The organism is Ruegeria sp. BG8 (genome assembly GCF_056538325.1).
The window spans coordinates 44830-60205 of the sequence record NZ_JBQFSZ010000015.1 but is presented as its reverse complement, the minus strand read 5'-3'; the positions used below and the strand labels follow the sequence as shown (position 1 = coordinate 60205).

Below are 15376 nucleotides of genomic sequence, written 5' to 3'. Positions count from 1 at the left end.
TGGGTAAGTTATTATTTTTGCTATAAAATAATTGTAACGATAGCAATGGGCTCTGTCGTTTTATTGACTTTAGCAAGCCTTGGAACGCACCCTTTCGGGCCGGGCTCTCGTGAACCAAGCCGCAAGCTTGCGTCTTGGCCATTCGGCTTCGATCCCTTGCGCAGGCTGGGGCTGCCGCCCCTGGCGCACTTCACCAAAAATAGACGGTCTCCCGAGGCTCGCGGGACCCGCCCGCTGCGCCCGCCGTCGATTTTTTTCTCCGTTTGCCCCCCGCTTCTCGGCGAAAGCCAAGGGTTGCATGAGCAACCCCTGTTCCAAGGAGAAGAAAATGGAGACTACGCACTCAGATATCAGGATTTATGTGGCCTGCCTTGCGGCCTAAAACAACGGACATCTGCACGGTGTTTGGATCAATGCAGACCAAGATGCAGAGGCTGTTCATGAAGCCATCGGGAAGATGTTGGCGGCATCACCCATAAATGATGCAGAGGAATATGCCATCCATGATTTTGAGGGGTTCGAAGGCTATACCCTATCCGAATATGAGGGGGTTGAGCAGGTCTGCGAAATCGCGTCATTCATCAGCGAACACGGAAAGCTGGCAGCAGGGATTCTCGAACACTACGGCAGCCTGTGCGATGCACGTAGCGCGTTCGAAAATCACTATGCGGGGTGCTATGAAAGTGCCGCAGATTTCGCCCAGGAAATCACCGAACAAACGCAAGACATTCCCGATCAGTTGGTGCACTACATCGATTATGAAGCTATGGCGCGGGATATGCTGATCAATGATGTTTTTGCGATAGAGCTTGGATTCAGAGAAGCTCACATTTTCTGGTGCCATTGATATGACGGTCGATTTGCACGGATTTGCATAGCATGGCAGCATCGGGCTCGTTCTGATTTAACTGCTGCGTCGGCGTTTCTGAAGCGTTTGATACCTTGAAAAAGGTACAAGTGATCGTTTTGTTGTGGCTCGAAGAAAGATGCCGAGGCGAGATAGGGCAGATGAGCGATAACAACCTAAAATTCGAATGGAACGATGACAACAAAGGAATAAATGTACCGGCGAAAGTGACCGACGCCTTAGTTGACCTTGTCTCGCCGTTCACATCCTCGTTTAGACAGATTGCCAATCGCATTGATCTCTGGGGTGAGCGGCAAAGCATCATCTACGTTGCTGAGACGGTGCGACTGTCAAAAGAGATTGCTGAGCGTGAAGGTATTCCAATCACACCAAAGCCGCCAAAGCTGATCGCAGAGTGGACCCGAAATGTAGCGTTGGAAGACGATGAGTTCTTGCAAGACAAATGGGCAAGATTGCTGCTCAACAGCGCAGAAGAATTTCGATCCCGCGATGTAATTTTTGCAGGGTACCTATCTCGCATCGGCCATGCGGAAGCGCATGTTCTCGATGACTTGTGGCAAAAGACCGTTTGGTCGGAGCGTAACCCCGATTTAACGCTGCTTCAGGAAATCTCGGGTGTCGGTAAGGGTTATCCTATGCCGCAAAAAAGCTACCTGTCGCTTATTGGCATCAAACTTCCAAACATTCCGGTGGAGCAACCAAATTGGGAACAGTGGAATGAAATTGCATCAAATATCTCCTCCAAACTGCATGACCTTGGTGGGTTTCCTTCACAGGTGACACTACGAAAATCCGTCGCTCATCAAATCGATAGTGGTGGTTACGGATCGCCAATCGGTCGATCATATAGCGAAACCAGCGAACTCACGTTAGCTCACGATTTGCAAGCTATTGGAATTTTAGACCGCTTTGATTTCACCATCCCGAAACCCCTTGGCGTGAACCCATTTGAACCCGACGTAGAGGTGACACTGCTCGGCCCTAGCCTAATGGGTGTTGAATTTCTTCGCGCTGTTTCTGCCCCTCTTTCCTGCACTGTTCATCTATAGCGCAAAGTGGCGATTTAGACTGTCTCTAATGTGTGAATAGGCTGGATGAGTTGATGGACAGTACCAGTCTTGCGACGGGTACTTGTATTCAAACGCTGCGGGAACTCTGAAAACTACCGATGTTGCGTTAGTAAGGGTCTGAACTACGACGCTTGCTGATACGTGGTCAGAACTCGGCTCTCAGATTCAGCATCTTGGCGTCGATATGATCAACTATCCTATCAGTAGTTGCGAGCGCATCACGCAAATAGGTCTTGTCAAAAAGCGTCAGCTTTTTTTCATCCTTCGTCACACCGTTGCGATGAACACAATCATGCCGAAGTGTCGCGTAGCTCCGCAATGTACTCAAATCAGCGTCGGTTGGCGTCAACGAAAACCCAAACGCCTGAGCATACCAAAGAACAACGCCTTCTGGTTTTTGTTTGCCGCTCTTGTCGGTTTTGCCACTGCCAAACTGATGATACAGGCGCGATTTGAGATTGTATTCGATCAGCTTTCTTACATGGTCAGGATCACTCAGCACGTCAGATGCATTGATATCCGCCTCACGAATTGATCCATCCTTGGCCGCGAATTCGGCAAGGCGTTTTGGATGCTCACGTAAGCCGGTGATCAAGGTGTCACACAGATAGGCTTCAAGGAAGGTCAGTATCTGCGCAAAGATCATGCGGTTCATGAGGCTTGATCCATCATCATCCGCCTGCTCGTCGATCAACGCACGCAACTCATCCCGATTGAATTTAAAAATTGATAATGGATCATCTGGGATTTCATACCAGTCTTCGGGCGGACGGTCATAGCCGGGCGGGTCGCAAGACACCTCAGTGTCAGGATAGTCGGTCAACTCGATATCGCAATGCGCCGAGCCAGCTCGTGCATCACCATCAAATACATTGCCGCAGCCCTCGCACGCGATTTCGACATGACCCTCAGAAACCATATCGCGCGATTTTTCTGTGGTGTAATCCGGTTCTGGAACTTCAACTTCCTGATAAATCTCATCCCCACAGGCAGGACAGATCAAAAAGGCCCTCGAAACCCAACGTTGTTCGTTCAAGATTTCTTCTATGTAGTGTTCTTTGACCCTGCCCAACTTCTCTCTTTGCTCCTGCCAATAAAACGATTTCAAGCAGTTGAAGATACAAGGTTTCTGAGCGGTTGGAAAGTCAACGCTCGATGCTCGGGCCATCTCTTGAACGACCACGTTTAGTGCGATCCGAAGCTTCGCGCCGCATCCGCTTGAAGGCCTCGCGATCTTGTTCCGTAGCTTCATTTTGACGAAGGGAGGCGGCGTCGACTGCCAGCTCTCTTTGCACCTGTTTGAACTCATCCCGGATGCGCTGTTCGCGCGCATTGGTTTCAGCGCGGGATCGCTCTTGCGCCTCTACGATATTCCGCCGTTGTAGGGTATCGCGGGCGTTTGATGCATCTGCCTCACGGGCATTTTGTATGAGCGTTTGTTTGCGCTTGCCTGTCAGGCGATCCAGCAAGCCTGCAAGACCTTTGCGCAAACGCGCGTCCCGCTCGGCTTGCTCTTGTCTTTGCCGTTTTGCTTGTTCGCGTTTGAGCCTCTCGCGGTGCTGACGTTGGGCGCGGGCTTGCTCACGGCGTTCCCGTTCTAATCGTTCGACTTTGATGCGCTGGCGTTGTTGTTCTTCGCGCTTGATCTCATCGAGGCGTTCGGCAATCACATCCTTTGCGGCGTGTTGTGCTTGCTGAACCGACGGCAGATCATCAAGATCGCCAATTCGCGCTCGAACTTCTTTGGCCTTCACACCCGACCATCGCGAAACCGGATAAACCTCGCCTTTGAAATCAACCGCGACATGCCCACGCCGATCACCGCGCGCCAGATGAAAGCCGCGTTCACGCAAAGCATTCTCAAATGCCTGCTTTGAGTCCGACATCGCCCAACAATCCTGAAACATCGCCTTGAGTTTGGCAGGGTCTTTCTCGGCGCGCTTGGCTTGTTGCCATTCGGCAAGGCTGTAATTGCGCGGATCACGAAACTCCGTGCGCTCAAACCCGCGCGGCATGGTCCAGCCATGCTCGCGGTATAGCTCTCGCGATAACTCCTGCATTTTGCGCTTGGTGAAAGAAAGCTGGACAGCCCTCATGTTCTCAGTGTCGATCCGACACCAGACCGCATGCGCATGAGTACGCCCATTCTTGGTGTGCAAAACGATTGCGCGCGGCTGACCTGCAAGGCCGAGGCGATCCTCGGCGCGATCCGCCGTGACTTCAAATTCTTCCGCCGACACATCAGCATCATGGGGTGGGTTGAGGCTTAAGCTGAAAAGGTGTTGCTTGCACCGCGTTGCACGCGACATTGCGTAGGATTCCTGAAAGGCTGATTGCAGATCATCCGAAGCAAAGCCACGGATTTGATGAACCTGCACGTGTTCATTCTCATCCTTCATCAAATGAAGGGCGAGGTTCTTGCCTCCACCACGCTGATTGCCAACTAGGATCATGAGCACTCAACCTTTCAGACCGAGCGCTTTAATGAGTTCGGCACGAATAGTGCACACCGTCGTACAGGCATCGCGAATATCGGCTTCCACCTCGGCAGACGCTTCAAGTTTTTGTTGTTCGATAGCCAGCACAAGCGCAGACAAGCTCGTATAGATATCGGAGCGGCCCATGAGGCTAAGTGCCCGTGCCAATGCCTCATAGTCTTTAATAGGGGCTCTGCCGCGCGTTCGGGCGGGTGTGTCGTCTGAAAACAATCGTGCGCGTATATAGCTATTTACCGAGCGCCCCGCAGCATCTCGCGTGAGACGTTCGCGCTCTTCTTCACTCACGCGCACCGATATCGGAGCGGGGCGCTTCTTCTTTACTACCTTGAGTTTTGACGTTTGAGCAAACGATTGAGAAAGGGAAGTGGCGTGCTTCATGGCTCCAGATCCCGCAATTCAACACCGCTTGCTTCGAGCAGTTGCTGGCAGTCTTGGAGTGCTTCAAAGACCTCGTTGATGTCACCATTGAATGCGTTTTGGAGATCGTGTTTGGAGTTCGATGTAGTTCCCTTTGGGGGCACCATTCCCAACAGGTAAGCTACTGTTTCCCTTCAGCTTTAACTGGAGCTGACCAAGGGCGTAGTACATGCTGGAGCACAAAACTGCTCGGATGCCGCCATTAGACTGATATGTTCCGATGGAATCCACAATGTTTGTGAATGTCAAAATACGACACGCCCGAAAAGAACCTTAAACGCCATGCTAAAGAACCCGCGACAAAAACGCCTTGGTGCGCGCTTCGCGTGGGTTGGTGAAAAGCTCTTGGGGTGGGCCTTGTTCCAGGATGCGTCCGGCATCCAGGAAGCACACTTTGTCAGCAAGCTCTCGGGCAAAGCCCATTTCGTGGGTGGCAAGAACCATCGTCATGCCCTGCTTGCGTAAGTCGCGAAGAACGTCCAGGACTTCACCGACCAGTTCGGGATCCAGAGCGCTTGTGATCTCGTCGAAAAGCATGATCTGGGGTTCCATCGCAAGTGCACGAATGATTGCCACGCGCTGCTGCTGACCGCCGGATAGCTGGTCCGGGTAGTGTTGCATCCGGTCGCCCAAGCCAAAGCGTGTGAAAAGCTGCGTCACCTTTGGGCGCAGGGCGTCTCGGCTTAGTCCGTGTACACGTCGGGGGGCAAGCATTACGTTTTCTGCGGCGGTCATGTGAGGGAAGAGGTTATAGCTTTGAAACACAATGCCGATCTTTTGGCGTACGGGTTGGGGATCCAGGCCGGGTTCGGAGATATCAGTTCCATCCAACCAGATCGTCCCGTCATCAATTGGTTCCAGCAGGTTCATGCAGCGCAGAAGTGTGGATTTGCCAGAGCCGGATGCGCCTATCAGGCAGACCATCTCGCCTTCGGCGACATCGAGATCGATGCCCTTACATACCTCGTGATCATCGAACCGCTTTCGAACGCCGCGCAAAGATAGCTTTGCCTTCATGTGCGCGCCTTGTTTTGTTTGTTCATCAGATAGTCAGCGTATCGCGTGGCCGGGATGGTCAGCGCCAGAAAGATCAATGCGGCGCCAACATATGGTGTGAAATTGGCGTACAGGGACTTGTAGACACCGGCCTGACGAAAAATCTCAACCGGGCCGATGAATGACAAAAGTGCCACGTCTTTTTGCAAGGCGATGAACAGGTTCATATTGGCGGGAACCACGTTGCGTATCGCCTGTGGCAACACCACATACCGCATCGTGTCGCTGTCACTTAGGCCGAGCGATGCCGCGGCGGATCGTTGCGATTGATGCACAGAGTCGATGCCAGAACGGATGACCTCTGCCACATAGGCCGAATAGACCAGAACCAGCGCCAGGGTTCCCCAGATATAAGGGCTATTCCAAGGCCGGGGCAGGCCCAGACCCGGAATGCCAAAGCCTATTATGTAGATGACAAGGACGACGGGAAGGCCCCGGAATATGTCGGTATAGGCTATTCCGAACAAACGTAGCGGAAACAAAGCTGGCGCACGTGTGTCCCGGCAAAGTGCGATTGCCAAGCCGGTGATCGCGATAAGCGGCGCAGACCAAGCAAAGATCATCACATTCACTAGAAAAGCGTCCAACAACCCGGGAAAGGTGGCAGCGAACACCCGGCCATTGAAGAACGCGCGCTGAACCGCGTCCCAGCCCGGAGCAAGCGGGATGAGAACGATCAGTGCAACGATAACACTGACTGTCGAGATCAGAGCGATCCGGTTGGATTTTCGTCGTACGCCCGCCTCGTACAGATCCCGGCGCGTTGGCGTCGAGGACGGGTGTTCGGACGAGCCGCTTTGCACTGAGGTTTCGTTCATTTACTTGATGACCGGAACACCCGTCGCCTCGGACAGCCACTGGGCCTCTATTGCGGCAAGCGCGCCGCTTTCGGTCAGTTCCGTAATGGCGGCATCGACGCATTCTTTCAGGGCGTTGCCTTCTTCCATCAGCAGACCGAACTGATCGGGGCTTTCCGATTGATCGGCTGGGAACTGACCCAGCAACGCGCCGCCCTCTACCACCACGGCTGACAGGTACAGTGCAGTTGGCAAATCATAGAGCGCTGCATCAATCTGACCGGCCATAATTGCGGCGTTTACATCAGCATTGTCGTTGTACAATAGCGGATCATCCGACGGTTGGATCACGTCGTTCAGCATGGGAATTGCGGTTGTCGTCGCCACGGCCCCCCATTTCAACCCTTTCAGACCCTCCAGCGTCGCTTGCGCGCCGTTGTCGACAACGTTTTGCGTCGTCAGAACGGCCATGGCAGACGTGTAATAGGGCAGGCTGAAATCGACCATCTCCTCTCTCTCGGGTGTGATCGAGTATTGCTGCATATTGAAGTCAAAGTTCTTTGCGCCGGGTTGAATGGCTTCGTCAAAGCTGGTGCGAACCCAGCTGACGCTGTCTTTGTCAAACCCCATCTTTTCTGCGACGGCATAGGCAACCGCAGCCTCAAACCCTTCGCCGCTTTCCGGCGCGTCGTTCATGACCCAAGGGTAATAGGCTGGGTTGCCCGTGGCGATCGTCAAAGTGCCATCGGTCAAGGTCTTACCTGCCGCACAGGTTTCACCACCTGCGGCAAACGCCGAGGAAGCTGAGAAAACCAAGGCCAGACCCGTCAAAGCAATCCGTTTCATTCAAACGACTCCCTATTTTTTGATTTCGCACAGGTTCTTACGCGCGAACGCATTTGTCTAGGGCGAGGAATGAATGGAACGGGGTGCGGTCATGCGCTTAAGTTTCGGGTTTAACATCGCCTGCAAAACGCGCGGCATTTTCCTTGGCAAAATCTGACGCGTCGGCATTTGCGTCCCAAAACTGCGGGTTCGCCTTCGGAATTGTCAGGGCTTTCTGGACTGCGGGCCGCGCGTCGATACGCTCGAACCAATCGTTCAGATGCGGCAAACCTTCGACCGAAGCGCGTGCCCAGACATAAGCGCGGGCCCACGGGTACAGCATCATGTCTGCGATTGTGTATTCACCTGCCGCGATCCATTCGCGCCCCTCAAGCCGTGCGTCCATCACTTCCAGCAGTCTGCGGCTTTCATCTACATAGCGGCGGATCGAGAATGGCTCATGATGCCCGTTGGGGGCCGCTATGTGTTGAAAATACATGGCCTGCCCCATCATGGGACCGATATGCCCGACCTGAAACAAGAGCCACTGCATGACCTCGGACCGTTTGACCGGATCCGATGGCAGGAACTGTCCGTATTTCTCGGCCAGATGCCATAGGATCGCACCGCTTTCGAAGATCGCGCGGTTTTCCGTTCGGTCATAGATCGCCGGGATCTTGCCATTGGGGTTGAGCGCTAGGAACTCGGGTGTTTTCTGTTCCTGTTTGGAAAAGTTGATATGCGTCAGGTCATACGGCACGCCCGCCTCTTCCAGGAAGATAACCGGTTTGTAACCGTTCATAGTACCTGCGGTGTATAGATGGATATCAGGCTGCGACATGATCGACCTCTTTGAAAATGGTGTTCAGATGTGTTTGGAAACGCGCGAAATCTGCCTCGATCGTCGGGTTCTTCATAACATCGAATGCGGCGAATGTGGGTAATGGCTGCAAAGCCATGAATTTGGCCGTCAGGTGGATCGGTTTCAGCAGATCGTCCACGCTGTCACCGGTAAAGAAGGGCTCGGCCGGGTTTTCAAATGCGTCCCGAGGGGCGTTGAATGTGACTGAGAGCATGTATTTCTTGTCGTGCAACAAGCCACCCGTCCCGTAATTCGCCGTGGGCTCTTGGCAGGTCCGGCCGTCGCCGTTTGCAAAGCGGCCATCCATTGCAGCCGTGTAAATTTCGTCCATGTATTTTTTGAAAACCCATGGAACACCCATCCAGTTTACGGGAAACTGCATGATGATCGTGTCTGCCCGAAGATGCGCATTGATCTCGGATTGGGGGTCATAGCCGTCGGCAACCGTCGTGACCCGGACATTGTGACCCAGGGCCACCAACTGCGCCCGCGCCGCCTCGGTCAAGCTGGCGTTTAGTTTGCCGGGCGCAGAGGGGTAGGGTTGCGTACCGTTTAGAATGAGAATGTTGCTCATGCTTTTGTCCTTGGAAAATAGGCTTAGCCGTTGTTTGTGGAAAGTTGGGGGTGGCGGAGACAAAAAGCAACCAGTATACTTTTGGTAACCTAGCGTCCGAATAAGAGGTATGTCATGCGAGCAAAGGTCAACGCAGACGGAAGCGGGCGGCGTCAAGCTGTTGATGCTTGCCTGGAACCTTGTGCGGTTGAACGTGGCATGCGCATCATAGGTGGCAAATGGACGGGGTCTATTTTGTGGCATCTCAAGGACGGGCCGGTCCGATTTAACGATTTGTCCCGTATGATCGGCGGCGCCAGCAAAAAGATGATCACCGAACGCCTGCGCCAGCTTGAAGCGCAGGGGTTGGTAAGTCGGCAGGTCTTGCAGACCTCACCGGTTTCGGTTGAATATTCGGTTACGGAACTGGGGCGTACAGCGCTGGGTTTTTTGGATGAAATCAGGCGCTGGAGCGAGGCTCTGCCCAGTGCGGTTTCTCAAGAGCGCTGAAAATTTATTCGAAAAAACAAAAACAAATCTATGATAATGCCGGATACACGTTTTTGTCTGACGTAATGCTTGAAGGGTGGCGCATCGCTATGCTTCAATTTTGCTGCCAACCCAGCGTGTAAAGCTGCTGGCCTAATAACCGGGAAGTTGTTGCTTTCCGACACAGTTTGCAAAGTGCGGATCCGACAGCAGTCGAAAAAAACAGCACTGTGAACACCCAACATGGAGATACCAGATGAAAAAACTAGCCACGCTTATGGGAAGCGCAACCGTTATTGCCGCAGGTCCTGCGCTTGCGGCAGATATCGTGATTGGCGTACCGAACTGGGCTTCGGTCAATGCAACTGCGCATATCCTTGAAGCTGTGATCGAAGATAACCTTGGCTTGGACGTTGAACTGCAGAACGGCACAAATCCGATTGTGTTCGAGGCGATGGATTCCGGTGCAATGCACGTTCATCCCGAGGTTTGGATGCCCAACCAGCAGAACCTTCATGACACCTATGTCAAAGACAACGGTACCGTTGTGATGAACGAAAACCCGGTTCAGGCCGAGCAGGGTATGTGCGTTCCCACAAGCATTGCCGAGAAGTATGATATCAAGTCCATCGACGATCTCAGCGATCCGGACAAGATGGCGATCTTTGACACCGACGGCAATGGAACCCCCGAAGTATGGATCGGGGCACCCGGCTGGGCGTCGACCGTAGTGGAAAAAATCCGGGCCAAGTCCTATGGCTATGACCAGATTTTTGATCTGACCGAATATGAAGAAACGATTGCCTATGCCAACCTCGCAAATGCGACAAAGGCGGGTGATCCATGGATCGGGTTCTGCTACAGCCCGCACTACATCTTTGTCACGCAGGATCTGACAGTTCTGGAAGAGCCAGCCCACGACCCTGCAACCTGGACCATCGTCCAGCCCACAGACGATCCGGACTGGTTGGCAAAATCCGAGGCGTCGTCGGCCTGGAATGGCGCCACCCTTCACCTGCATTACGCCAAAGAGCTGGAAGAAAGCTATCCAGAGGTTGCCGCCCTGTTCCGTAACTATCAGATGAACGGCGACGATCTGAGCGCGATGGGCAAGGCGTTGGCCGTGGACAACATGGAAGCTGCTGATTTTGCTCGCGAATGGGTGGCCAATAACGAAGACACCGTTATCGGCTGGCTAACGAACTAAAGTTCAACTCCGAGGGGCCGTCGCGATCAATCGCGGCGGCCCTTTGCTTATAGGTCGGGGGCAAACCCCGCAGATGAGGGGCAAATGGACGATCCTGTCGTAAAACTGGAAAATGTCTGGAAAATCTTTGGCGCGCGCGCCGAAGAGGCCATGGCCGCGGTTCGGAGTGAGGGGATCGGTAAACCCGAAGTTCTGGAAAGATACAACTGCGTCGTCGGTGTTCAGGGCGCAACCTTCGAAGTGCCGCGTGGCGAGATCTTTTGTATCATGGGCCTTTCTGGCTCTGGTAAGTCGACACTGGTGCGCCATGTCAACCGACTGATTGAGCCGACGGCGGGTAAGATCGAAATCATGGGGCAGGATGTCTCGAAGATTTCAGAGGCCGAGCTACGCCGCATCCGTGCTCAGCAGATTGGTATGGTCTTTCAGCACATGGCCCTGATGCCGCACCGGTCGGTGCGCGATAACGTGGCTTACCCGCTGGAAATTCGCAAAGTTTCAAAGTCCAAGCGTTGGGCGGTTTCTGATCACGCGCTGGGACTGGTGGATTTGACAGGTTACGAGGACCGCCTGCCAAAAGAGCTGTCAGGCGGGATGCAGCAACGCGTGGGTATCGCCCGCGCTTTGGCCTCTGACCCCGAGATTTTGTTGATGGACGAGCCGTTCTCGGCCCTCGACCCACTGATCCGGCTGCAATTGCAGGATCAGTTCAAGGCTCTGGTGGCGCAGCTGAAAAAAACCACGTTATTCATTACGCATGATTTGGACGAAGCCATCCGCATCGGCCATCGCATCGCCATTATGAAAGACGGCGTAATCGTGCAGATCGGGACCCCCGAAGATATCGTGATGAACCCGGCCGACGATTACGTGCGCGAGTTCGTGCAGGGAATTTCCAAGCTGAAGCTGGTTAAGGCCCATTCGATCATGGAACCGATGGAGAGCTATTCGGGCAGCCTTGAGGGTGCTCCGCGCGCCGATGAAGGGGCCGATCTGGACCAATTGATCGATCTTGCCGTCAGTTCAGACTTGCCGGTTGTGATAACGGATGCGGGTGGCGACGTGGGCGTTGTCACAAAACCACGTTTGCTGCGCGGTATTCAGGGGGGCAAAAATGACTGATGCAACGACGGAACTAAAGGTCACCGCCGCCTCGGATATCGAAGTCGACCGCGATGCGCTGGATCGCTCGATCCAGGAATTCGCAGGGCCAAACGGCGACTATTACGTCGAGACGTTCCACAAAATCCACGACAACACCAGTTTCTTGCCCCGCACGTTCAATCTGTGGGCTGCGGTTCTGGGCCCGCTTTGGGCGTCATCGCGTGCGATTTGGGGAATGTTCTGGGCCTTTCTGATACTCGAGATCATTGCCTGGGTGCAGATCGGGCGTGGTTTGTGGGGCACGCCGGGGTCTGAATTCCTGGAACGCGCGGCCGCACAGACAGAAACTATGCAACGCCGTCTGGAGCAAGCTGCAGAAGCGACGGACCAGGCCGACATTGATCGCTTTACCAAGCTTGCGGACAACATGCAGCGCGCCATCGATACCAATCTGGAACGGGTCGAGCAGGCGCAGGCCGAAGCAACCGGTATTATGATCACAGGTCTCATAATGCTGGCGTTTTTCAAACTGATTCAGGGGCTCTACGCCAACACCGTTTATGAAAAGCAATACTCTCGCTGGCGGATAGACCCTGACCATACCGAAAGCGGGCGGTCAACGCGTAACGCTGTCTTGGGGGCTGTTCTGACCTTTGCGATCGCACCGCTGGTCATCTATCGCTTTACCGTCAACGCGTCGATGGCCGCGCTTGAGGCTTTTCCGGACCGTCAGGTTTCGGAATACGTATTGGGTGAGGGCAACGGGACACTCTTCAGCGCTGTGGCGTCCTGGATGGAGGTTCGTATCGATGCCGCGGCCATTGCCGGCGACGATGTCTTCGATGGCATCGTCACGGGGGTTCGTACCGTACTGGACGGCTTGACCATCGCATTGAATGAGACCCCATGGCCGGTCGTGATGCTGGTCATTGCCGTGACAGCATGGCGATCAGCGGGTCCGCGCGTGGCGGTATTTACAGTCGCGGCGATGGCTTACATGGCACTGCTTGGGTACTGGGCGCTGGCTATGGAAACGCTGGCTCTGGTCGGGGCCGCGGTGTTGCTGTGTGTTGTGATCGGCATTCCGCTGGGCATTTGGTTCGGCAAGTCGCGACGCGCCTACCGGATGGCCGAACCTGTGCTGGACCTCATGCAGACCTTGCCGGCTTTCGTTTACCTGATCCCCATCATCGCGTTCTTTGGTACCGGCAACCCACCCGGCATTCTGGCCACGATCATTTTCGGAATGCCGCCGGTGATCCGCCTGACTGCGCTTGGGATGCGGGGTGTGCCTGAAAGCATCAAAGAAGCGGCGGATGCCTTTGGCGCGACGCGCTGGCAAAAGCTGAAGGATGTTGAAATACCGCTGGCGCTTCCTTCGATCATGGCGGGTGTGAACCAGACCATTCTGATGTGCCTGTCCATGGTTGTGATCATCTCGCTGATCGGTGGCGGCGGATTGGGGCAGGAAATCCTTGAAGCGTTGCAATTCGCGGCCAAAGGGCCGGGGCTGTTGGGCGGTTTTGCAATTCTGTTCCTGGCAATGGTCATGGACCGGATCATCCAGGGCGCCTTCAGGCGAGAAGACGAAAAAGTCTGAACCAAGCGCCCCCGGTTGCCGGGGGCGTTTTTCTTTGACCGGAGGCAGAGATGGCTGACCGCTATGAACAGTCGATGATGGATAACCTGTACTGGTGGGGTGTGCCGACGTTGTTTCGTTGCCCCAACCAAGGTCCCGAAGGGCAGGATATCGCACTGGTCGGCGTGCCCCATTCGACCGGGAATGGAACGACCGAGCGCGATCAACACCTTGGCCCCCGGGCCCTGCGTCATGTCTCGGCCGTGCAGCGTCGTGTGCATTCTGTTTTTGAAATTGATCCGTGGGCCAGCGCGCGGATTGCTGACGTGGGCGACGTGCCGTTTCCGCGTGCCAATGACAACGAAGATTGCATCGAACAGATCACGACCTTTTTCAAAACAATAGACGCCGCCGGTGCACGACCAGTTTCGGTGGGTGGCGACCACTCAATCACCGGCGGGATTGTTCAGGCCTTGGGGCGCGGTAACTTGGCTGGTGGAGAACCGATCAGCTTTCTGCATCTGGACGCCCATACGGACGTTTTCACCAAGGTCGACCACTTTCTGGGTGCTAAGAAATCTGCGGCTCACTGGGGGGCGTATCTGGCCGATCAGGGGCAGGTTGACCCAACGCGTTCGATGCAGATCGGCTTGCGCGGTCATCCACGCAGCCTGGATTGGCTGCAACCTTCTTATGACTATGGCTATAACATCGTCACAATGCGCGAATTCCGCCAGCGCGGGCTTGAGGACGTGGTGGCGCAGACGCGCGAGGTTCTAGGGGATCGGCCAGTCTATATCACTTTTGATCTCGATTGCCTCGACCCGACCGTAGCGCCTGCAGTGTCAAATCTTGAGCCAGGTGAGAAAGGGTTCGATATTGATGAGGCTGTTGGCATTCTGCGTGCGGCGCGCGGGTTGAATATCGTGGGCGGAGATGTCGTCTGCATGATGCCTACGAAAGACAGCCCCAACAACATCACCGCGCTGACAGCCGCAGCGGTGATGTTCGAGATGATTTCCATGATCGCCGAAAACGTCAGTTAGCGGCGCGCATTGACGGCTTGTGCCAAAACACAAAGCAGTTCGAACATCAGTGATATCCCCAGCCACGCGGTGCCGCCGCTTGAATCAAAGGGGGGCGAGACCTCGACCAGATCAGCCCCCACAAGGTTCACCCCGGTCATCTGTCGTATCACCTGTTGCGCCTGAAAGCTGTTTGGTCCGCCGATCTCGGGTGTGCCCGTTCCGGGGGCAAATGTGGGGTCCACGAAGTCGATATCATAGGTGCAGTAGGTGGGTTCGGAGCCCACGATGCTGCGCACTTCGGCCATAACGTCATCAATGCCGCGGTCGAACAGTTCTTCGATGCGTATGATGCGAATGCCCTGTGCCTCGCCCCATTCGACATCATCGGTGTTGTAGGCGGTGCCGCGAATGCCGACCTGAACGAAACGCTTGGGGTCGATCAGCCCTTCTTCGACTGCGCGACGAAAGGGGGTGCCGTGCGTGAACTTATGCCCGCCGAAATAGCTGTCGAACAGATCGGTGTGACTGTCGAACTGGATCAATCCCAGTGGACCGGATTTAGCCAGTGCACGCAGGACGGGAAGGGTGGTCAAGTGATCCCCCCCGGCGGTCAGAGGGGTAATGCCTTTTGCTGCAAGCTCCGTATAAAAGGCGGTCACACGATGAAGCGTGTCTTCGATATCGACTGGGTTCGGTGCGACGTCACCCAGATCGGCGCAGTTCACCATTGAGAATGGCGAAACCCCGGTTACAGGGTTCATCGCGCGGATCATGGTCGAGTAGTCGCGCAATTGACGCGGCCCATGGCGTGCGCCGGGTCGGTTCGTGGTGCCGCCGTCCCACGGAATTCCGACCAACCCAATATCGACCTCGCCAAACCGCTCATGATCGGTTGTCATTCCGGGCAGGCGCATGAACGTTGGCACGCCCGCAAAGCGTGCGAGTTCCATGGCCGAGACTGGCTGAAAAAAGGGGTCGGTCATATGGGCCTCATTGATCAGACGTTCCCTTGACCCTAGCCGC

At 54.8% G+C, this 15376-nt stretch carries 16 protein-coding genes; 7 read left to right on the top strand and 9 right to left on the bottom strand.

The window, feature by feature from the left end; all coding sequences use genetic code 11:
- The first annotated feature begins 394 nt into the window (after positions 1–394).
- Entirely contained in the window at positions 395–847 is a 453-nt protein-coding gene (locus tag ACR0DG_RS20430; protein WP_480700247.1) for an antirestriction protein ArdA, read from the top strand.
- Between the two features lie 161 nt (positions 848–1008).
- Entirely contained in the window at positions 1009–1917 is a 909-nt protein-coding gene (locus ACR0DG_RS20425) for an Abi-alpha family protein (protein WP_480700201.1), read from the top strand.
- Positions 1918–2083: 166 nt separating this feature from the next.
- Here ACR0DG_RS20425 and ACR0DG_RS20420 read toward each other — a convergent pair whose 3' ends face one another.
- The 8 genes from ACR0DG_RS20420 to ACR0DG_RS20385 all read right to left on the bottom strand — a co-directional run bounded on the left by ACR0DG_RS20420 (position 2084) and on the right by ACR0DG_RS20385 (position 8967).
- Positions 2084–2974 carry a hypothetical protein gene (locus ACR0DG_RS20420; protein WP_480707307.1) on the bottom strand — a complete coding sequence of 297 codons (891 nt, stop codon included), beginning with the start codon at positions 2972–2974 and terminating at the stop codon, positions 2084–2086.
- 109 nt (positions 2975–3083) lie between these two features.
- Complete coding sequence (locus ACR0DG_RS20415; RefSeq protein ID WP_480700199.1) at positions 3084–4391, bottom strand: relaxase/mobilization nuclease domain-containing protein; 1308 nt, start codon at positions 4389–4391, stop codon at positions 3084–3086.
- 6 nt (positions 4392–4397) lie between these two features.
- The gene (locus ACR0DG_RS20410) at positions 4398–4814 is read right to left on the bottom strand and encodes a plasmid mobilization protein (protein WP_480700198.1); all 417 of its coding nucleotides are present in this window, start codon (positions 4812–4814) and stop codon (positions 4398–4400) included.
- A gap of 324 nt (positions 4815–5138) precedes the next feature.
- Positions 5139–5870 carry an amino acid ABC transporter ATP-binding protein gene (locus ACR0DG_RS20405; protein WP_480700197.1) on the bottom strand — a complete coding sequence of 244 codons (732 nt, stop codon included), beginning with the start codon at positions 5868–5870 and terminating at the stop codon, positions 5139–5141.
- Positions 5867–6727 (bottom strand): amino acid ABC transporter permease, encoded by an 861-nt coding sequence (locus ACR0DG_RS20400; RefSeq protein WP_480700196.1) that lies wholly within the window; start codon positions 6725–6727, stop codon positions 5867–5869. Before ACR0DG_RS20400 ends, ACR0DG_RS20405 begins: the two co-directional genes overlap by 4 nt.
- On the bottom strand, positions 6728–7552 hold the full coding sequence (locus tag ACR0DG_RS20395) for an ABC transporter substrate-binding protein (RefSeq protein WP_480700195.1): 825 nt from the start codon (positions 7550–7552) through the stop codon (positions 6728–6730).
- Positions 7553–7649: 97 nt separating this feature from the next.
- On the bottom strand, positions 7650–8372 hold the full coding sequence (locus ACR0DG_RS20390) for a glutathione S-transferase family protein (RefSeq protein ID WP_480700194.1): 723 nt from the start codon (positions 8370–8372) through the stop codon (positions 7650–7652).
- Positions 8359–8967: an NAD(P)H-dependent oxidoreductase gene (locus ACR0DG_RS20385; RefSeq protein ID WP_480700193.1), complete on the bottom strand. Its 609-nt coding sequence runs from the start codon at positions 8965–8967 to the stop codon at positions 8359–8361. The genes ACR0DG_RS20390 and ACR0DG_RS20385 overlap by 14 nt, the downstream gene beginning before the upstream one ends.
- A gap of 114 nt (positions 8968–9081) precedes the next feature.
- Between ACR0DG_RS20385 and ACR0DG_RS20380 the strand changes: the two genes are divergently transcribed.
- The 5 genes from ACR0DG_RS20380 to ACR0DG_RS20360 all read left to right on the top strand — a co-directional run bounded on the left by ACR0DG_RS20380 (position 9082) and on the right by ACR0DG_RS20360 (position 14371).
- Positions 9082–9456, top strand: a complete 375-nt coding sequence (locus ACR0DG_RS20380) for a winged helix-turn-helix transcriptional regulator (protein ID WP_480700192.1) — start codon at positions 9082–9084, stop codon at positions 9454–9456.
- 235 nt (positions 9457–9691) lie between these two features.
- A complete protein-coding gene (locus ACR0DG_RS20375; protein WP_480700191.1) occupies positions 9692–10642 on the top strand; it encodes an ABC transporter substrate-binding protein in 951 nt (316 codons plus the stop codon).
- A gap of 84 nt (positions 10643–10726) precedes the next feature.
- The gene (locus ACR0DG_RS20370; RefSeq protein ID WP_480700190.1) at positions 10727–11764 is read left to right on the top strand and encodes a quaternary amine ABC transporter ATP-binding protein; all 1038 of its coding nucleotides are present in this window, start codon (positions 10727–10729) and stop codon (positions 11762–11764) included.
- Entirely contained in the window at positions 11757–13346 is a 1590-nt protein-coding gene (locus ACR0DG_RS20365; RefSeq protein WP_480700189.1) for an ABC transporter permease, read from the top strand. The genes ACR0DG_RS20370 and ACR0DG_RS20365 overlap by 8 nt, the downstream gene beginning before the upstream one ends.
- Before the next feature lie 50 nt (positions 13347–13396).
- The gene (locus ACR0DG_RS20360) at positions 13397–14371 is read left to right on the top strand and encodes an arginase family protein (RefSeq protein ID WP_480700188.1); all 975 of its coding nucleotides are present in this window, start codon (positions 13397–13399) and stop codon (positions 14369–14371) included.
- Here the strand turns inward: ACR0DG_RS20360 and ACR0DG_RS20355 are convergent.
- Positions 14368–15336, bottom strand: a complete 969-nt coding sequence (locus ACR0DG_RS20355) for an agmatinase (protein WP_480700187.1) — start codon at positions 15334–15336, stop codon at positions 14368–14370. The genes ACR0DG_RS20360 and ACR0DG_RS20355 overlap by 4 nt on opposite strands.
- Positions 15337–15376 lie beyond the last annotated feature (40 nt).